The following is a 19,330-nucleotide window of genomic DNA, read 5'->3' as shown; positions in this document are numbered from 1 at the left end:
AGAAGAACCCGTTGTGGGTGCCTTCCGTGTTCGAGCAGACCTGCCGGTCGGCCTCGGCGTGGGCGGGGCTCGCCGAGATCGCGACGGTGCCGGTGCTGATCAGCGCCACGGCGCAGGCGGCGCCGATGAGCGACCTGAGGCGTCCACGCCTGCGACTTCGTGGTGGGACGGGGACGTTGTTCATGCTTCCTCCTCATGACGGCTGGCCGGTGGCCAGCAGTGCGCTACGAACCGACGGCCCCGGTGGCTGGGCAGCCACCATCGACTGTCGACGTCGTACCGGGTGGTGGTGTGCCGGTCGTCCTGCACCGTGACCGGCGGAGTAGGTAGCCACAATCGACGATCATCTAGATGCGTCGATGGGCAACAGTATTGGCTCGATGTCGCCAACCCGTCAACAACTTCCGGAAATACTCTCGAAACCTTCCCTCGACCACCCGCCCACCTGAGTGAGCACGTTGGTGCTGCTCAGTAACAACGCGCTGGTCATCGGCCCGGCCGGCCCGCCGGGTGCGTCCATGGTCGAGTCGGGGCCACGGGTATCCGGAAGTTCCAAAGACCTTCCGGATGCCGGCCAGCCGACCGGCCGAGTACCCTCGGGCCGTGCGGCCGGGCCGCGGCACCCTGGCGGGCATGCCGGCTAGCCGGCGCCGGGACGGGTGTTGAGCCGGCCGGTCAGCACCACCAGCAGCTCGAAACGGGCGGTGGCGTCGTCCAGGTCGTCGCCGTACAGGTCGCGTAGGCGCTTGAGACGGTAGCTCACCGTCTGCGGATGTACGAACAGCTCGGCGGAGACCTCGGCACGCGAGCCCCAGTGCCGCAGCCAGGCGTAGAGCGTCGCCAACAGACTCTCCCGCTGCGCCGGGCGTAGGTGCGCCAGCGGCGCGAGGCGGCGGGCGGTGAGCACCGCCAACGCCCGCTGCTCGCCGCGCAGGGTCAGCGTGACCAGGTGGTCGTCGACGAAGACCGGGCCGGGCGACGGTCCGACCAGCCCGGCGGCCAGTTCGGCGAGCCGGACGGCCGCCGGCACCTGCGGCCAGCCCAGTTCCGGACCGACCACCGCCGGCCGCCCGGCCAACGCCTCGGCCAGGGTGGCGCGGGACGCCCGGGCGCCGGACCGCAGCAGCAGCACGGCGTCGCGGCCACGCTCGATGACCAGTCCGTCCGGTCCGTACCGGAACCGCGCGTCGCGGGCCTGGTCCAGCGGCAGCAGTACGGGCACCACCGCATCCAGGTCGGCCCAGCCGATCCGGGCCGCCGCCGACTCGACGGCGCTGGGCAGGCCGTCGCCGCGGAGCAGCAGCTCGGCGAGGTGTCGCCGACGGTCACCCTCCCCGGCCTGCTCCCGCAGTTGCAGCGCGTACCCGTCGGTGCTCGCGGCGGCCAGTTCGGCGACGTAGGCGCTTACCGCGTCGGAGAGGTCGATCAGTTCCTCCGGGTCGACCGGGCGTAGCCGGGCCAGTGACTGCGACGCCGTACGCAGCAACAGCCGGGCCGCTGTCCGCAGCGCGGCCAGCAGCGCCTCCGGCCCCCGGTCCTCGCGCGCCTCGGCGGCCCCCAACCCGACGAAGACCTCCCGGAACCGGGGCGGCAGCGCCGGTTCCCCGGTGCCGATGAGATCGAGGAAGCGGTCGAGCGCCACCTGCACGGCGGTGCGTACGTCCCGGGCGAACTTGTCGTCGGCGATGCCGGCGAAGGCGGGGGTGGCCTCGGTGACGGCGACCGCGACGCCGGCCACGGTGGCCGGCAGGTGCGGGCGCATCGCGGCGGCCAGGTCGGTGGGCAGATGTCGCCAGGGAGTCGCGGAGACAGGCGCGATCACCCGGCGATTTTGTCACGGCAGGATAAGAACGGCGGCGGTTCTCGCTGCCGACGGGACGGTGTTTCGATCGGCGCACCCGCGCGACGATGAACCGACCGGTGACCGGGCCGACGAGTGACGGCCCGGCGGCCGACGAACCGACGGAGGAGAACGCCGTGCAGCACCGCCTGTCCCGCCAGCACGTCGTCGACATGTGCCGCACCATGCTCGCCCGGGGGTATCTCAAGGCCACCGAGGGCAACGTCTCGGTCCGGGTGCCCGGCCACCGGCTGTACGCGGTCACCCCGAGCAACTACGACTACGACCGGATGCGGGTCGAGGACATCTGCATCGTGGACTTCGACGGTAAGCACGTACCCGACGCCTCCGGTGACGGGCTGAAGCCGTCCATCGAGTGCGGGATGCACGCCAACATCTACCGGGAGCGGCCGGACGTCAACGCGATAGTGCACACCCACCAGCCGTACGCCTCGGCACTGGCCTTCCTGCGTAGACCGATCCCCGCGCTAACCGACGAGCAGGTGCGCTTCCTGGGCCGGGAGGTGGCGATCATCGACTACGCCCCGTCGGGCACCGGGTTCCTGGCCCGCAACGTGCAGAAGAAGGTGGCCAGCGGGGACAACGCCTTCATCATCGCCAACCACGGGGTGGTCGCCGTCGGCACCGACCCTGATCGGGCGGTGTTCAACATGGCGCTGCTGGAAAAGGTGTCCATCGCCTATCTGCTGGCGCTGACCAGCGAGGCGGGAAAGGTCCACACCATCCCGACCGCGATCCGGGAGATCGCCTTCACCAAGCTGCGGGCCGACGAGAAGCGGATCGCCGCACAGCTCACCGAGGCGGTCGAGCCGCTGCGGGTACCCGCCGACGAGGAACTGCCGAGCGCCGACGCGGCAGCCGCCGAGGTCGTCGCCAGCCGGACCGCGAGCACCACGCCAGGGACGACGGCGAGCGCGGCCGGCCGCGCGGCGAGCGCCACCGGGACCGCCGACGACGAGACGGGCGAAGCCCCGGGTGTCGAATCGGCCCGGCTCGGTTACGCGATCAGCGCGTATCCCGACGTCGACGACGTGATGCGTCGGCTGAAGGCGCTTACCGCCCAGCCGGTGCGCGGGCTGCGCCACGACGCGCTGCTCGACGTGCTCAACTACTTCGACACCAAGTGCCGCGCCAGCAAAGAGATCACCGAGCGGGCCAAGCGGCGCATCCCGGGCGGGGTGCAGCACAACCTGGCGTTCAACTACCCGTTCCCGCTCGCCGTGGACAAGGCCGACGGCGCGTACCTGGTGGACCGGGACGGCAACACGTACATCGACTTCCTCCAGGCCGGCGGGCCGACGATCCTGGGCAGCAACTACGGCCCGGTGAACGAGCGGGTCGCCGAGGTGGTCCGGGACTCCGGCCCGGTGACCGGCCTGTTCCACGAGTACGAACTCAAGCTCGCCGAGACCATCCACCGGTTCATGCCGCACGTGGAGATGTACCGGTCGCTGGGCTCGGGCACCGAGGCGGTGATGGCCGCCGTCCGAGGCGCCCGCGCCTTCACCGGCCGGAAGATGGTGATCAAGATCGGTGGCGCCTATCACGGCTGGTCCGACACAATGGTCTACGGGCTGCGCGTGCCCGGCACCTACCGGATGAACGCCAAGGGCATCCCCTTCGGGGCGACGGCCCGCACCCGGGAAGCCTTCCCGCACGACCTCGGGCAGCTCAAGCGCAAGCTGATCGAGAACCGGCTGCGCGGCGGCACGGCGGCGGTGGTGGTCGAGCCGGTCGGCCCGGAGTCCGGTACCCGGCCGGCACCGCGCGACTTCAACGCGCACGTCCGCGAGTTGTGCGACGAGTTCGGCGCACTGCTGATCTTCGACGAGGTGGTCACCGGTTTCCGCCTCGGGCTGGGCGGCGCCGCCGGCTATTTCGGCGTCACCCCCGACCTGACCGTGCTGGGCAAGGCGGTCTCCGGTGGCTATCCGATGGCCGGCGGCGTCGGTGGCCGGGCCGACGTGATGGCGGTCTTCGGGTCCGGGCTGGACGGCAGGAGCGGCGCGCACATCCAGGTCGGCGGCACCCTGTCGGCCAACCCGCTGTCCTGCGCGGCCGGCTACTTCGCCATCGAGGAGATGGCCCGCACCAACGCCCCGGTGATCGCCGGCCGGGCCGGCGACCGGCTGACCCGGGGACTGCAACGGCTCATCGACTCCTACGGGCTGCCGTACGTCGCGTACAACCAGGGATCGATCGTGCACCTGGAGTGCAGCGGCGTGATGCTGTTGGACATGCGCAACCCGGTGAAGCTGCTCAAGGAGAACAAGGCCCGCAAGCGGCTGATGGAGCAGATGGGCGCGGCCTACACCGCGCATGGCATCGTCACCCTGGCCGGCTCGCGGATGTACACCTCGATGGCCGACACCGACGAGGTCATCGACGACGCGCTCGCCCGGTTCGACCGGGTCTTCGCGCTCGTCGAAGGGGTCTGAGCCGGTGGCCGCCAGCCCGCCGCAGGTCTTCGCCATCGACCTGGGCACCTCGGGACTGAAGGCCGCGCTGGTGGCCGCCGACGGCACGGTCACCGGCTGGGCCGAGCGACAGGTCCCGCTGCGGGTGCTGCCCGGTGGCGGCGCCGAACAGGACCCGCTCGCCTGGTGGACGGCGCTCGGGCAGGTCGCCGCCGACCTGGGCCGGGACCATCCCGAGCAGATGCGGGCGGTGGCGACGGTGTGCGCCTCCACCCAGGGCGAGGGAACCATCGCGGTGGACACCGCCGGTGAGCCGTTGACCCCGTGCATCAGCTGGCTCGACATGCGTGGCGCGCCGCACCTGCGACGACAGTTCGGCGGCTTTCCCGCGTACCAGGGGATGTCGGTGCGCCGGATCGCCCGCTGGCTGCGGCTGACCGGCGGCATGCCCTCCCCGACCGGCAAGGACCCCGCCGCCCACATGCTGTTCGTCCGCGACACCATGCCGCGGGTGTACGCGCGGACCGCGACGTTCCTCAACGTGCTGGACTGGATCAACCTGAGGCTCACCGGACGCACGGTGGCCACCGTCGACTCGATCCTGACCTCGTGGGTGACCGACAACAGGCGTCCCGGGGACATCCGCTACTCCCCCGCCCTGGTCGCCGACTGCGGCGTCGAGGCGGACAAGCTGCCGCCGATCGTCGCCTGCACCGAGGTGATCGGTACGCTGACGCCGGCCGCCGCCGCGCACCTGGGCCTGCCCGCGACGGTGCGGGTGGTCGCCGGGGCGATCGACAACACCGCGGCGGCGATCGGTGCCGGCACCACCGGCGACTACGAGCCGCACCTGTACCTGGGAACGTCGTCCTGGATCGCTGCCCACGTACCCCGCAAGAAGACCGACGTCGCCGCCGGCATCGCCGCGGTGCCCTGCGCGATCGGCGACCGCTACCTGATGACCGCCCTCCAGGCCACCGCCGGCGCCAACCTCACCTGGCTGCGGGACAAGATCGTGGAGTACGACGATCCGCTGCTCAGCGCCGGCCACCTCAGCCGCGACGAGGGGACGATCTTCGACGCCTTCGACACGATCATCCCGACGGTGCCGCCGGGCGCCAACGGGGTGCTGTACACCCCCTGGCTCTACGGCGAACGCGCCCCGGTGGACGACGCGAACCTGCGCGCCGGGTTCTTCAACATCTCCCTCGACACCAACCGCTCGGATCTGCTGCGGGCGGTTTTCGAGGGGGTCGCACTCAACACCCGCTGGCTGCTCGGCGCGGTGAACCGTTTCCTCGGCGCGCCGGTCGCCTCGATGGCCATCACCGGCGGCGGGGCACTGTCGGACTCGTGGTGCCAGATCTTCGCCGACGTGCTCGGCGTCGAGATCCGCCGTGACGCCCAACCGCTCGCGGTGAACGCTCGAGGTGCGGGCTGGATCGGCGCTGTCGGCACCGGGCAGCTCACCTTCGCCGACATCCCGGGCCTGATGCGTACCGACCGGGTCTTCGTGCCGACGCCGGCCCACCGGGCCAGCTACGACGAGATCTTCGACGTCTACCGACAACTGCACCAGCGGCTCGCCCCGGTCTACCGCCGCCTCAACCGGCGCTGACCTGCTGAAACGACCACCAGCAGCGCTGGTTTTGGTGAGACTGGGGCCATGGTCGACGTCAGACGGTACCTGGCTGAGTTCATCGGGACCTTCGTCCTGGTCTTCTTCGGCGTGGGCAGCGCCATCGCGGCTCGGATCGAGGGTGGCGTGGTGGTGGTCTCGCTGGCGTTCGGGTTCGTCCTGCTCGCGTTGGTCTACACGATCGGCCAGCTCTCCGGCAGTCACGTGAACCCGGCGGTGACCCTCGGCGTACTGCTCTCCGGCAAGATCACAGCGCTCGGGGCGGTAGCGTACTGGATCGCTCAGTTCGCCGGTGCCGCCGTGGCCTCCTTCCTGCTCTGGGTGCTGGTGCGCTGGGGAGGGGTGAACGACCAGACCGGTGTGCTGGGCGCCAACGGCTACGGCACCAACATCAACGCCGGTGGGGCGATGCTGCTGGAGACCGTGCTGACCTTCCTGTTCGTCCTGGTCGTGCTCGTGGTGAGCAAGCGCAGCACGGACCTGTCGGGCTTCGCCGGCCTGGCGATCGGCCTCGCCCTCGGCGTGGCGAACCTGGTCGGCGTCGCACTTACCGGCGCGGCGGTGAATCCGGCCCGGGCGTTCGGGCCGGCGATCTTCGAAGGCGGCCTCGCGCTCCGTCAACTCTGGGTGTTCATCGTCTTCCCCCTGCTCGGCGGAGTGCTGGCCGCGCTTGTCGCGCCGCTCGTCGAACATGGCTCCGGCGTCACCAGGATCGGCACCCCCCGGCCGTCCGGGCGCTGAACCGAGCCGTCATTGTCGCTTGGCGACTCGCGGTTTTTGCGTCTTCAGTGTTTGATTAGCTTTTTACCCGTTTCTCATCAATCGGGATCTGGGGCCTAAGCTGCCTGCCTGGAAGTTTCGGTAGCCATTGATTGTGGCTTTTATCCTCTGATCGATGCGACGCTATGACGTCGGCGCCGGCCATCGGCAGGAGGATACGTGCAGGCAATACGTCGAAGGCTACTCGGAGCTCCGTCCGCTGACGGCGAGCAAGCCGATCCGGACCAGGCCGAATCGCCGCTCCAGTCCCGACCGGGACAAGGGCGGCTGGCGGGGAGCGTTCGGATGGCGTCGGGCCTGCTGCGGCATGAATGGACGTTGGCGGCAGTCGCGGGCCTGGCGTTTGCCGTTCTCCTCACCTGGCCGACGCTCAAGCAGCCGTGGACGACCATCCCGGGCGACATCGGCGATCCCCCGTTGCAGGCGTGGCAGGTCGCCTGGGCCGGGCATGCGCTGCTCACCGACCCACTGGACCTCTGGCACTCCAACACGTTCTTCCCGAATCTGTACACGTTCGCCTACACCGACGTTGTCCTCGGCTACGCACCGGCCGGTCTGCTCGGCCACGGCGTGGCGGCGGCCATCTTCCGCTACAACCTGCTCTACGTCCTGGCCCACGCACTCGCCTTCGTCGGGGCGTACGCCCTGGTGCGACAGTTGGGGGGCATCCGGACGGCGGCGGCCGTGGCCGGCGTCGCCTGGGCCTTCGCGCCGTGGCGGCTCGCGCACAGCGGCCATCTGAACATCCTCTCCATCGGCGGCGTCGCGCTCTGCCTGGCGATGCTGGCTCGCGGCCACGGCTGGTCCCTGCGGGACGGTCACCGACCGACGCTGCACCGCCCCGGTTGGATCGTGGCCGGCTGGCTGGTCGCCGCCTGGCAGATGACCCTGGGCCTGGCGATCGGCCTGCCACTTGCCTATTTCCTGGCCGGCACCGTGCTGGTGGTCGTCATCGGGGTCGGTTGGTCCCGGTGGCGGACCGGTAGGTGGGTGGTGGGTCGGCGGGTCGTGCTGGCCAACCTGCTGGGTGGCGTCGTCTTCGGTGGGGTGTGCGTCTGGTTGGGAACCGCCTTCCTGCGGGTGGTGGAGCTGAACCCGGAGGCCCGCCGGGATCTGTCCTGGACCGAGATGTTCTCCCCACCCCTGCGGGGATACTTCGTCGCGCCTGCGGACTCGTGGCTGTGGGGCGAGCACTTCGCGGCCGCCCGTGCCCAGTTGTCCTGGCCACCGGAGATGGCGCTGCTGCCCGGTGTCACGTTGATCGTGCTGGCCGTGGCCGGGCTGAGCTACTCGACGTTCCGGGTCCGGCACCGTGTTCTGCTCGGGCTCGGTGTGCTGGTCACCGGCGCCCTCGGGCTGGGCACCAACCTCGTCGGTCAGGGCGATCCCGGATACCTGACCCTGTCGCGGCTGCTGCCCGGCTGGGATGCGCTACGTACCCCGGGGCGGTTGATGGTGTGGACGAGCCTGCTGCTCGCCATTCTCGCCGCAGGAGCGATAAGCGAGTTCGGACGAAATCGCCCCAGGCTCGGGTGGCGGAAGTCGGTGGGCGCGGTCGCGCTCCTGCTGCCTCTGCTGCTGGTCACGGTCGAGGGCGTCAACCGGACGCCGCACCCCACCGTGCCAGCCGCCCCGCCAGCGGTCCGGGCGGCGACCGAACCTTTCCTGGTCCTGCCCAGCAACGGTGTGGCCGAATCCGACATCATGCTCTGGTCCACCGACGGATTTCCCCGCGTCGCAAACGGTTCCGTCACCTTCCTGCCGGCCAGTCACCAACAGATCCGCGCGGTGACCACGACCTTTCCCGATCCGGGCAGCATCGCATTTCTCCGGCAGGTCGGCATCCGGTCGGTGGTCGTCCTGCCGGATCGGCTGGCCGGCACGCCCTGGGACGGCCTGCCCACCCGACCGGTCGATGGTCTCGGCATCACCCGGGAGGAGATAGCCGGCGCGTTTGTGTACCGCCTCGACTGAGGCCGATCAGCACAGGGGTACGGGCGTCGTCCGCGGACGACGCCCGTCACTCCCGGGTGGCACCCATCGGCTCGCGGACCAGGGCGCCGTCGATGTAGCAGTAACGCCAGTCCTCGCCCTCCTCCAGCGACCGGATCAGCGGGTGGCCGGTCCGCCGGTAGTGCTCCTCCGCGTGGTTGTTCACCGAGTCGCTGCAACAGCCCACCGCGCCGCAGGTCAGACACATCCGCAACTGCACCCAGTCGTCGCCGCTCTCCACACACTGCGGGCACGCCTCGGCGTCGGACTCGGTGATGTGGATCCGGTCGAGGTGGGTGCAGGCGGTGCTGATGGTCTCCTCGCGTACGTATCGCCAACTGGAGTGCAGCAACCGGTCCGGGATGATCCGGGCCAGGTAGCGCGAGTTCGCCGCGAGCAGCGGGCTCGCCACGGCCAGGATCAGCACGTACAGCGCGATGAACGGGCCGAGTCGCCCGTCGAGGCCGGCGGCGATGGCGAGCGTGGCCAGGATCAGCGAGAACTCACCCCGACCCAGCACGGTAAGGCCGACGTTGGCGGCGCCGCGCTGGTTGAGCCCGAACAGCCGGCCGGCGATCAGGCCGGCCAGAACGTTTGTCACGATGGTCATCAGCACGGCCAGTAGCACCGGCAGCGCCACCGCGCCGAAGTCGCCGACGTCGATGCTCAGCCCGAACACCAGGAAGAACACGGCTGCGAAGACGTCGCGCAGCGGCAGCACCAGGCGTTCGACCCGTTCCCGGATGGGGGTACGGGCCACCACCAGGCCGATCATCAGCGCGCCGATCGCGTCGGAGACGCCGATCTCGGCCGACACACCGGCGACCAGCACGACCAACCCGACCATCAGGATGGCCAGCAGTTCGTCCTCGTTGCTGTCGATCACCTTGCCGACCAGGCGGGCACCGAAGCGGGCGACGGCGAAGAGCACCACCAGGTAGGCGAAGCTCAGGCCGATGCGCAGCGCCAGTTCCCCGGCGGACCCGGCACCGGACAGCAGCGGCGAGAGCAGCGCCAGATACAGCGCGAGGAACAGGTCCTCGATCACGATGATGCCGAGAATGACAGGCGTCTCCGCGTTCGCCAGCCGGCGGAACTCGATGAGCAGCTTCGTCACGATCGCCGAGGAGGAGATGCCGAGTGCCCCGGCGATCACGAACGCCTCGTAGCCGCCCCAGCCCAGCGCGAGGCCGAAGACCAGGCCGGCACCGACGTTGAGGCCGATGTACGCGCCGGCAGCGACGAACAGCCGTTTGCCGCTGCCGAGCACCTGGTCGACCGGGAACTCGACGCCCAGGTGGAACAGCAGCAGCACCAGGCCGAGGGAGGCGAGCAGGCTCAGATCCTCGGGATGGGCGATCAGCACCGGACCGGGAGTCCCGGGTCCGAGCAGGATGCCCGCGAGCATGAAGAACGGCACGGTGGGCAGGTTGATCCGGCGACCCGCGCGGGCCAGCAGGCCCGCGATCAGTACGAGGGCCCCGAAGCCCACGAGGTCAGCATGCACGGTGAGGACTCCTGAGGCGGACTGAGCGAAGGCGCAAGGGGCGAGGCGGGACTACTCGGAGAAGTACGTGCCGGCCAGCAGGGCACCCACCTTGCGCGCCTGCTCCTCCGACATCTCGATCACGGCCACCGGGTCATCCTTGCCGGCGGCGAAGACGTACAGGTCACGGTTGCCGTCCCGGCGTACCACCACCGAGATCCGCTGGGTGTTGCTGCCCAGGTCGACGTCGTACCGCTTGCCGATACCCGGCAGTTCCTGCACGTATATCCCTTTGCCCATGGCCCCTCCCGCTGCGCGGTCCACGATCTCTGCGCAATGGTACGAGGCGGCCGGCGCGGCGCGGCTAAATCACCACCTGCTTGCTCTGCGGCAGGGCGTCGATCAGGGACCGGGACACGTCAATGGTGTCGGAGATGACCTCGTGCGGGGTGTTGGCCATCCACTGCATCACCGAGATGTCCTCGAACCGGGGGTGGCGGAACATCTCCAGGAACACCAGTGGCTCGTCGCCGGTGTTCTCGATGTAGTGCCCGTACGCGAACGGCACGTAGCCGACGTCGCCGGCCTGGAAGTCGAAGGTACGGGCGGCGGCCGAGGCGGCGAAGACGCCCATCCGTCCCTGGCCGGAGATGTAGTACTGCCACTCGTCGGTGGTCGGGTGCCAGTGCAGCTCCCGCATTCCGCCCGGTTCGACCTCGACGAGGGCGGCGGCGGTGGTGGTCGAGGCGGCGAAGTTTGTCGAGTCGGTGATGCGTACGGTCCCGCCGCGGAAATGCTGCGGGGTCTGGGCGAGCATCCGGTGCTTGAAGCTGCGCGGCACGTCTCCGGTCGGGCTGACCACGCGGTCGGTCGACAGCGACGGCGGGACGTTCCCGGCGAAGATGTACTTCTCCCGCTGGGCCAGGTCGTCCAGCTGCTCCATCGACCACCCGAAGTTCTTCGCGAGCACGGACTTCGGCACATGCGCGAAGAAGTCGCTGAGCAGGAAGGTGTTGTTCTCCGAGAAGGTGCCGTCGTTGAAGACCAGCAGGAACTGCGCGCCGTCCTGCAACGCCTGGATGTGGTGCGGAATGCCCTGCGGGAAGAACCACAGGTCACCGGCCTGGACGTCCTCGATGAAGTTGCGCCCCTCGTGGTCCACGGCGCTGATCCGGGCGCTACCGCTAAGCATGTACGCCCACTCCGACTCCTGGTGCCAGTGGATCTCCCGGTACGCGCCGGGCTCCAGGCCGAACTGCACCCCGGCCAACTGGGTGGCCACCGGCAGATCGCGCATGGTGACCTCGCGGGTCCAGCCACCCTTCTCCACCCGGGTGTGCGCCTGCGAGAAGGAGAACTTCAGGTTCGGTACGAGCCGGCTGTCCGTGGTGGGCGGCACCAGCAGGTCCGGGTTCTGCCGCTCCAGCTCCACGTTGCGGCCGGCGAACGGGGCAGCCCCCTGGTCACCGCGCCGTGGTTCGGGGTCCCTGTTCGCCACCTGTCAACTCCTCACCTGTTCCAGACGGTCTCCGCACGGCACCACGCGCCGGGAAGCTCGGCGCGCTGCCGAAGCTCGCCGCCGCGCCATCCGCTGCCGGGTCCGCCGCCGTGCCGGGCCCGTCCCGTGATCGCGCCGGCTGGCGGCGGCAGCCCGGAATGCCCGGGACGTTGCGTCGCAAACGGCGAGGGTGCCCCACGATCCGGCCGCCAACCCGCCACGCCGTCGCTGCGGACGGGTGAAGACGGCCGATCAGCAGCCCCGACACCCCGGGGCGAGCGGTTTGTCCGATTCAGCCGAACGCGGGTCGCGCCTGCACATCGCGCGGCGCGACCCGGTGCGGTGCCGTCCCGGCTACGAGGTCAGTCGGAAGGTGGCGTCGTTACGCGCCTGGGTGTCGGTTACCGGATCGAGCCGCAGCTGGTAGTTGTAGTGCCGGACGTACCGGTCGGGATAGTTGTACGACCGGAACGACGACCAGGCGGAGTTGCCGAGGCCGGCGACCTGTCGGAAGGTGGCGTCCGCGGCGAAGACCGAGCTTGCGTCGTTGGCCGCCAGCACGAAGTCGAAGCCGTAGTGCCGCAGGTAGTGGCCGGGGTAGTTGACCGATTCGAACGACACCCCGCTGGCGTCGGCCAGCCCGGGCACCACCCGGAACTGGGCGTCGGAAGCCGGGTTGACGTTCGCGTCGATGCGTACGTCGTAGTTGGCGTGCCGCACGTACCGGTCCTGATGGGTGTACGCCTGAATCCGGTTGACCGGGGTGGTGGCACCCCAGCGCCCCAGCACGGCACTTTCCTCGGCGGCGGTCAGGTTCAGGATCGAGCCGTGCCGTTTGCGGGTGCCGCCCAGGTTGTAGTCCGACCGGGTCCGGAAGTTGTTGACGCTGCCCAGGTTGGTGGAGGTGACCGGCAGGTAGCCGCGCCCGGTGGCGTACTGGTCGAGCCAGAGCGCCCACTCGTTGCGTCCGTTGAACTGCATCCACATCGGCCCCTCGACCACGTTGCCGCCGCCGGTGCCGTTGGAGATGCCGAGGTGCGACAGGTTGCCCAGCATCGTCCACGAGCCGAGGATCGAGTTGCTGGCCTCGATGGTGATGTGCCCGTCGGCCGACGCCCGGTAGTAGCGGTATCCACCGACCGCACCGGGCACCTCGACGATCTGGGTGTCGATGATCCCCTGGCCACCGCCGGGGCGTTCGATGTAGAGCTGGGGCGCGGTGAAGCTGCGGAAGTCGCTGGTGCGCACGTACCAGATGCGGTGCTTGGTCACGCCGTCGCGCAGGGAGTTCGTCGCCCAGTAGACGACGTAGTCACCGGTCGCCTGGTTGTAGATGGCTTCCGGCGCCCAGGCGTTGCCGGCGCCGGGGATGGCACCCGCGACGTTGATCAGCCACGGCGCGGACCAGTTCACCAGGTCGCGGGACTCCCACACCACAAGCGACCTGCTGCCCCGGTTCGCCGCGTCACTCCACGAGGTGCCGCTGGCGATCCGCAGATCGGTGGCGACGATCCAGTACCGGTCCCCGGAGGGCGACCGGACGATTGAGGGATCGCGTACTCCGCGGGTGCCGATCGTGGACAGCAGCACGGGTGAGCCGTTGTTCAGGTCGCGCCAGGTCAACCCGTCCCGGCTGTGGGCGAAGTAGACCTGCTCGCCGGTGGCCGACTCGCCGGTGAAGTGCGCCATCAGATATCCGGTGAACGGGTCGAGCGCGGCGGCCTCGGCACGCGGTGCCTGCGCCGCCGGCAGCAACAGCAGGCACAGCGCGGCGAGCAGGGCGCTCACCCTGGTCAGGACTCTGGACATGCGGCTCTCCGTCCGTCCGGCCCGGCCGACGTTAGCGCTAACATCACCCGCGCCGAGGCGGCCCTGGTTACTGTTTCGGGGGTGTTACGCAGTCTCCGCCTTGGATCGACGACCGTCAAGACGGCTACCGGCTCTGGCACGCGCCGACGGGCAGCCCTTGACCGCGTCCCGTCATCAGTCCGGCGGCTGGTCGGCTGCCTCGGCGCAGATCGTCGCCATCTCGCGCAGGTAGGCGGCCAGCCGTGGCAGACCTGCCTCCGCTCGTCGCTTGTCGACACCGGCCTCGTCCCGGATCGGGGTGGCGGGGACCGGCCCGTCCGTACCGCACCGCATCTGCGTCCCGTACGCCTGCGGCTCACCCTTCGCGACGGCTACCCGATCCTCGAGGTACGCGAGATTGCCGGGCGACGCCTGACCGCCCGCGACAGCCGCGCGCAGCAGTTCGAGCGCCTCCTGTTGAAAGGCGGGATCGAGGTCGGCGTGCTGGGCGATCACCCATGCCGCGTTCTCGCCGTCCTTGCCGACAAGGTCGAAGGTCGGCCAACCGTACTCTCGGATGATCTCCTTCAACCGGGCGATGCGCTGCTCGGCGGTATCGGCCTGAGGACGGCCATTCAGCTCCGCCTGGTCACGTTCGAACATCCCGACCAGTTCGTCGTGCAGCGCCTGGTCGAACGTCACGGCCGGCTGGGCGGTCGTGGACAGCGATTGGCTCGGCGGCACCGGCGACCCGGACGGCTCGGCGGAGCGAGGCGAGGAGGAGCAGCTCGTCAGAGCCGTCAGGACGATCATCGGCAGCGACACTCGTCGTAGGACTCTCATGAGCACCCCCGCCGCCGACGTGTGGGTCCGACGCCGGCACCTTACCCAACGCGACCTCCAGACTGCTGCCCCCGAACCGGCCTGACCCCCGGGCCATCCCCCAGCGTTGATCAAGAAGTTTTCGTCACCGGCACGCTCGCGCCAAGACGAAAACTTCTTGATCAACGGGGCGGGCGAGCCGGCGAGCACAGCGGCGGTTACAGGTGGTCGGGGGCGGAGATGCCGAGCAGGTGCAGGCCGGTACGGAGGGTGTCGCCGGTGAGGTGGCACAGGGCGAGGCGGTTGGCGCGCTGTGGTCCGGTGGCGCGCAGCACCGGGCAGTGCTCGTAGAACGCGGTGAAGGTCTGCGCCAGCCGGTACAGATAGCCGCAGAGGCGGTGCGGCTCGTGACCGGCGACCACCTCGGCGAGGGTGTCGGCGAACGCGTCGAGGTCGAGGATCAGCGCCCGCTCGGCCGGCTCCAGCGCAGCGCTCGGGTCGACGACCACGTCGGCACCGTCGGCACGGTCCAGAATGGAACGAACGCGGGCGTGCGCGTACTGGAGGTACACGCCGGTGTTGCCGGCCAGCGCCAGCATCCGTCGCGGCTCGTAGGTGTAGTCGCGGGCCCGGTTGGTGGCCAGGTCGGCGTACTTCACCGCGCCGATGCCTACCTGCCGTGCCCGCTCGTCCAGGGCCGCCCCGGTCAGCCCGGGATTCTTCGCCGCGACCACCTCCCGGGCCTGATCGACCGCCTCGGTGAGCAGGTCGACAAGGCGGACGGTGTCGCCGGAGCGGGTCTTGAACGGTCGCCCGTCCGAGCCGAGGACGGTACCGAACGCGACGTGCACGGCGGGCACGGTCGCCGGCAGCCATCCGGCCCGCCGCGCGGTGTCGAAGACCATCCGGAAGTGCAGGGCCTGCCGGGCGTCGACCACGTACAGCAGTCGGTCGGCGTGCAACTCGGAGACGCGCTGCCGCAGCGCGGCCAGGTCGGTCGCGGCGTAGCCGAAACCACCGTCCCGCTTGCGTACGATCAGCGGCGTCGGCTCGCCGTCGGGGCCGCGGAGGTCGTCGAAGAAGACGCAGAGCGCGCCATCGCTGATCACGGCGACCTCGCGGCGTTCAAGTTCGTCGGCGACCCCGGGCAGCGCGGAGTTGTAGGCGCTCTCCCCCACCGCGTCCGCATCGGTCAGCCGCACGCCCAGTCGGTCGTAGACGTCGGTGAAGTAGCGGGTCGACTCGGCGACCATGTCCCGCCAAGCGGCCACCGTGCTCGGGTCGCCGGCCTGCAACGCGACCACCCGCAGCCGGGCCCGGTCGGCGAACGCGGAGTCGGTGTCGAACTCCGCCCGGGCCCGCCGGTAGAGCGTGGCCAGCCGCTGCATGGTGGCGGCGTCGCCGGACGCCGACGGATCAGGGTGCTCGACCTGGTACTGGATGAGCATGCCGAACTGGGTTCCCCAGTCGCCGATGTGATTGCGCCGCACGACGGTGCCGCCGAGGTGTTCCAGGATCCGCACCAGCGCGTCGCCGATGATTGTGGAACGGAGGTGCCCGACGTGCATCTCCTTGGCGATGTTCGGCTGGGAGTAGTCGATCACGGTGGTGACACCCACCTCGGGGGTGCCGACGCCGAGCCTTTCATCGCTCAACCGGCCGGCGAGCTGAACCAGCAGCGCATGGTCGGTCAGGTCGATGTTGACGAAGCCCGGTCCGGCCACACCCGCGCTGGCCACCAGACCGTCGTCGGGCAGGCCCGCGACCACCTCCGCCGCGACCTCCCGGGGGTTGCGGCGCAGCGTCCGCGCCGCCGCCAGCACGCCGTCGGCCTGAAAGTCGGCGTGCTCGGAGCGGCGGATCTGCGGCGCGAGGTCCGCCATCCCCAGGCGGGCCACGGCGGCGGTGACGGAGTCGGACAACGACGAGGCCAGCGAGGGCACGGTCACGGGTACTCCCTGGGATGGGATGAACGGGATCGTCACGAGGCGTGCCGGCCGCACGGCAGGTGCGGGCACGACGGAAGGAACGCGCGGGTGAGCCGGACGACTATCGTCGTCGCAGGCGCGAGCGGCGGACGGTGCCGAGCACCCGATCCATCTCCACCGCCTCGAACGCCGGGCCGCGATCCGAGCGCGGCCAGATTCCGGAAGTGTACGCGCCATCCGGTGCGGACGTGGGTCAGGTCCGTGCGTCCGGGCCGGCAGCGCGCTCGTCGCCGTCGAGCGGTGGGGAAAGCCCTGATTCCCTCGCGGCGGACGCTGTCTAGGGTCGATCGTGTGGCCCGTACCTGGTCCGAGCTGGTCTGACCGGCCCGGACGCCGCAGGTCCGGTGCCGGGGTGCCGGCGGGTGGCACCGTCCCGATCCGACGAGGAGTCCCGGTGCGCAAGGTTGTCTCGGCTGTCCTCACCGTGGTCCTCGCCCTGACCGCGACGGGCTGCTCCGGCGGTTCGCCGGGCGACCCTGGAGTCGACGAGGATCCGTACAGCGAATCCGCGCTGCGCTACGGCATGGCGCCGGTGCCCCATCCCGACCTGACGTACCAACCCGACGTGGTCCTCGTCGGCGGTGGCGGCCGCTCGGTCCGGTCGGTCACCGCCGACGGGTTGACCTGGCGGCTCGACGGTGACGCGCCCGGTGCCGACGACCTGGGGCCCGGGAAGGTCATGTTCGTCACCGGCCGTGGCGTCGGCCGGGTGCTCGACCTCCAGCGCGACGGGGGCGACCTGCTCGTCACGATAGGTCCGGTCACCGTCACCGACGTGATCCGCGACGGCACCCTCGAACAGCGCGGCATCGCCATCGAGAACCCGGTCGTCTACCAGGCCGGCGAGCCGATCTGGGCGATGTCCGAGGAGGAGGCCGCAGCCCTGGGCGCCAGCCCGTCCGGCCGCGCCGGCCGCGCCGGGCCGCTGCGGCTCGCCCCGCCGCCGCCCAGGCCGAACCAGCCGCCACCGGTCCGAGGCGGCGGCGAGGTCAAGTCGGTCGTCGCCAACTTCTCCACCGGGGTCAGCCTCAACGGTGGCGCGGAGGTCAGCTTCCACTACCACCGCAACGGTACGAAGTTGTCCGGGCGGGCCGCGCTGACCTTCGCCAAGCCGGAGGCGGACTTCCACCTGAAGATCAACGGCGGGTCGGTGACCCGGGCGGAACTCTCGATCAGCGGCGGCTTCGGCATCCGCTACTCGTTCGAGGCAGGTCTCCGGGACGGGCAGAACATCAAGACGGTGCTCCCCATCCCGGTGGACTTCAGCATTCCGTTGGGCACCGTGCTCGGCGTACCGCTGGCGCTGACCATCAGCCAGACGGTGAAGGTCACCACCGCGTTCGGCGCGAAGGTGGGAACGATCAAGGGCAAGGGGGAGTTCTCCCTCGCCGGCTCGCTCGGCTACGGCTACGCCAACGGCACGTTCGGCCCGCAGGTCAGCAAGAACTTCAAGCGCAAGGAGAGTCTGATCAACTCCTTGCGTGGTGTTCCGGTCGGGGTGATGGGTCTGCTCATCGAGCATCAGGTCCGGTTCGACGTCGGCTTCAGCGCGTTCGTGCTCAAGGCCGGCCTGTTCTTCGAGGTGTCCACCGCCTACGGGACGACAATCGGATCGGCGCTCGGCGCACCGCTGGCGGTCTGCCGCGGTGTGGGGATCGGCGTCCGGGCCTCGTACGGTGTCGGCTACACCATCCTGGCCCCGGTGGTGAACGTGATCAACAAGTTCCTCAGTCTGATCAACGTCAAGCCGATCGATCCGTCCGGCAAGCTGGGGCCGCCACCGTACGTCATCCACAGCGACGAGGAGATCACCCCGCCCGGCACCAAGCTCTGCGGCACCCCGAAGCCGTCCGCCGGCTGACGCGGCACACTCGGTGTCGGCCATTCCGACGCCCGCGATCACCGGCCCGCGTCGTCACCCGACGGTGGCGGTCCCGCCGCATCGGTGCCGAACCCGTCGAGTGCGGCCCGCTCGTCGAGGGTACGCAGTTCCTGGAACACGGTGATGTGCAGATCGGCCGGGGCGTCGAGGCGGGCGTTCACCGAGTGCCACGGCGTGATGGTGGGCGGTGCCACCTGTTCGGCGCCGCCGGCCACCAGCCGGTCGGTGGTCGCCGCGGTGTCGTCCACCTCGAACGCCACCCGGATGCGCGGGGCGACCTGCCGTCCCACCTCGACGTCGTCGATCATGCGCTTCTGCGCCGGGTTGGCGATCTCCAGCGTGGCCCGCCCGGCGTCCAGGATCACCACCTGGGCGTCGTCCGCGCCGGAGAACGCGGCCTGCTCGGGCAGCCCGAGCACGTCGCGATAGAACCGCACCGCCGCGTCGTAGTCGTCAGCCTGCACCACCAGCCGCAGTTGGCGGACCGTCGACGTGGACTTCTCGGATGAACTCACCTCTGCCACTCCCCTGTACCTCTCCGGTGGGCGCCGACGTCGGCACCCACCGGCAATGGTGGTGCGGCGCGGCCACCAACCGCCACCTTCGGGCGGCCGGGTGATCACCACGCCGCCGATCCACCTCACGGTGGTATGCCCGCCCCGTCGCGAAGAGCTGCCTGCGGCGCGCTCAGTCGGGTAGGTCGGCGATCCGGGTCGAGATCTCGCGCAGCATCGAGAGTTCATCGGCACTCACGTGCTCCAGGAAGCGGGATCGCACCGAGACGACGTGGTGCGGGGCCGCCTGTTCGAGGACGGCGAAACCGTCGTCGGTCAGGTGCAGCAGACAACCACGGGCGTCCTGCGGATCCGGCTCCTTGTCGATGAGTCCCCGTGCCTGCATCCGCGCGGCGTGGTGGGACAGGCGGCTGCGCGACCACTCCATCTTGGCGGCCAACTCCCGGAGCGCCCATCGGCGGTCGGGCTTCTCCGACAGCGTGCTCAGCACCTCGTAGTCCGCGGCGGACAGTCCCGAGTCGCGGGCCAGGTCCCGGGCGATCCGGGCGGGCAGGGCGATCAGCAGCCGCCGGAAGGCCCGCCACGCCTGCTCCTCGTCCGCACCCAGCCAGGCGGTGTCCATGTCAGCCACCCTACATGTTGTTGACACGTCACCGAAACTC

At 70.1% G+C, this 19,330-nt stretch carries 14 protein-coding genes and 1 pseudogene; 5 read left to right on the top strand and 10 right to left on the bottom strand.

Features of this window, described 5'->3' with window-relative positions:
* Positions 1 to 184 (bottom strand): annotated as a pseudogene (locus AB0I71_RS23290) (1,4-beta-xylanase); the annotation flags it as partial.
* Positions 185 to 640: 456 nt separating this feature from the next.
* Positions 641 to 1,822 (bottom strand): helix-turn-helix domain-containing protein, encoded by a 1,182-nt coding sequence (locus AB0I71_RS23285; RefSeq protein ID WP_357587900.1) that lies wholly within the window; start codon positions 1,820 to 1,822, stop codon positions 641 to 643.
* An 86-nt stretch (positions 1,823 to 1,908) separates the two neighbouring features.
* Between AB0I71_RS23285 and AB0I71_RS23280 the strand changes: the two genes are divergently transcribed.
* From AB0I71_RS23280 to AB0I71_RS23265, 4 genes are all read left to right on the top strand, one after another.
* Positions 1,909 to 4,299 carry an aminotransferase class III-fold pyridoxal phosphate-dependent enzyme gene (locus AB0I71_RS23280; RefSeq protein WP_357587898.1) on the top strand — a complete coding sequence of 797 codons (2,391 nt, stop codon included), beginning with the start codon at positions 1,909 to 1,911 and terminating at the stop codon, positions 4,297 to 4,299.
* 4 nt (positions 4,300 to 4,303) lie between these two features.
* Positions 4,304 to 5,896: an FGGY-family carbohydrate kinase gene (locus tag AB0I71_RS23275; protein ID WP_357587896.1), complete on the top strand. Its 1,593-nt coding sequence runs from the start codon at positions 4,304 to 4,306 to the stop codon at positions 5,894 to 5,896.
* Between the two features lie 48 nt (positions 5,897 to 5,944).
* On the top strand, positions 5,945 to 6,658 hold the full coding sequence (locus AB0I71_RS23270) for an aquaporin (RefSeq protein WP_357587894.1): 714 nt from the start codon (positions 5,945 to 5,947) through the stop codon (positions 6,656 to 6,658).
* Positions 6,659 to 6,982: 324 nt separating this feature from the next.
* Positions 6,983 to 8,671 carry a hypothetical protein gene (locus AB0I71_RS23265; protein ID WP_357587892.1) on the top strand — a complete coding sequence of 563 codons (1,689 nt, stop codon included), beginning with the start codon at positions 6,983 to 6,985 and terminating at the stop codon, positions 8,669 to 8,671.
* Positions 8,672 to 8,717: 46 nt separating this feature from the next.
* On the opposite strand, the gene AB0I71_RS23260 is transcribed toward AB0I71_RS23265, so the two are convergent.
* The 6 genes from AB0I71_RS23260 to argS form a co-directional block, all read right to left on the bottom strand.
* The gene (locus AB0I71_RS23260) at positions 8,718 to 10,196 is read right to left on the bottom strand and encodes a cation:proton antiporter (RefSeq protein WP_357587890.1); all 1,479 of its coding nucleotides are present in this window, start codon (positions 10,194 to 10,196) and stop codon (positions 8,718 to 8,720) included.
* Positions 10,197 to 10,247: 51 nt separating this feature from the next.
* The gene (locus AB0I71_RS23255) at positions 10,248 to 10,475 is read right to left on the bottom strand and encodes a potassium transporter TrkA (protein WP_210823144.1); all 228 of its coding nucleotides are present in this window, start codon (positions 10,473 to 10,475) and stop codon (positions 10,248 to 10,250) included.
* A gap of 64 nt (positions 10,476 to 10,539) precedes the next feature.
* Positions 10,540 to 11,673 carry a cupin domain-containing protein gene (locus AB0I71_RS23250; protein WP_357587887.1) on the bottom strand — a complete coding sequence of 378 codons (1,134 nt, stop codon included), beginning with the start codon at positions 11,671 to 11,673 and terminating at the stop codon, positions 10,540 to 10,542.
* 354 nt (positions 11,674 to 12,027) lie between these two features.
* Complete coding sequence (locus AB0I71_RS23245; protein WP_357587885.1) at positions 12,028 to 13,482, bottom strand: glycoside hydrolase family 43 protein; 1,455 nt, start codon at positions 13,480 to 13,482, stop codon at positions 12,028 to 12,030.
* A 174-nt stretch (positions 13,483 to 13,656) separates the two neighbouring features.
* Positions 13,657 to 14,274, bottom strand: coding sequence for a DUF6624 domain-containing protein (locus tag AB0I71_RS23240; RefSeq protein WP_357587883.1), 618 nt, complete (start codon positions 14,272 to 14,274; stop codon positions 13,657 to 13,659).
* Between the two features lie 227 nt (positions 14,275 to 14,501).
* Positions 14,502 to 16,232, bottom strand: coding sequence for an arginine--tRNA ligase (gene argS / locus AB0I71_RS23235; protein WP_357587881.1), 1,731 nt, complete (start codon positions 16,230 to 16,232; stop codon positions 14,502 to 14,504).
* A 433-nt stretch (positions 16,233 to 16,665) separates the two neighbouring features.
* On the opposite strand from argS, the gene AB0I71_RS23230 reads away from it, so the two are divergent.
* A complete protein-coding gene (locus AB0I71_RS23230) occupies positions 16,666 to 18,132 on the top strand; it encodes a hypothetical protein (RefSeq protein WP_357587879.1) in 1,467 nt (488 codons plus the stop codon).
* A gap of 38 nt (positions 18,133 to 18,170) precedes the next feature.
* On the opposite strand, the gene AB0I71_RS23225 is transcribed toward AB0I71_RS23230, so the two are convergent.
* Positions 18,171 to 18,668: a VOC family protein gene (locus AB0I71_RS23225; RefSeq protein WP_357587877.1), complete on the bottom strand. Its 498-nt coding sequence runs from the start codon at positions 18,666 to 18,668 to the stop codon at positions 18,171 to 18,173.
* Between the two features lie 172 nt (positions 18,669 to 18,840).
* The gene (locus tag AB0I71_RS23220; RefSeq protein ID WP_357587875.1) at positions 18,841 to 19,290 is read right to left on the bottom strand and encodes a MarR family transcriptional regulator; all 450 of its coding nucleotides are present in this window, start codon (positions 19,288 to 19,290) and stop codon (positions 18,841 to 18,843) included.
* Positions 19,291 to 19,330 lie beyond the last annotated feature (40 nt).

The sequence above is a fragment of the Micromonospora sp. NPDC049891 genome, from assembly GCF_040660295.1.
In the GTDB taxonomy this organism is placed as follows: domain Bacteria; phylum Actinomycetota; class Actinomycetes; order Mycobacteriales; family Micromonosporaceae; genus Micromonospora.
Note: the sequence above shows the minus strand (reverse complement) of the source record. Positions and strands in the feature narration are given on the sequence as shown.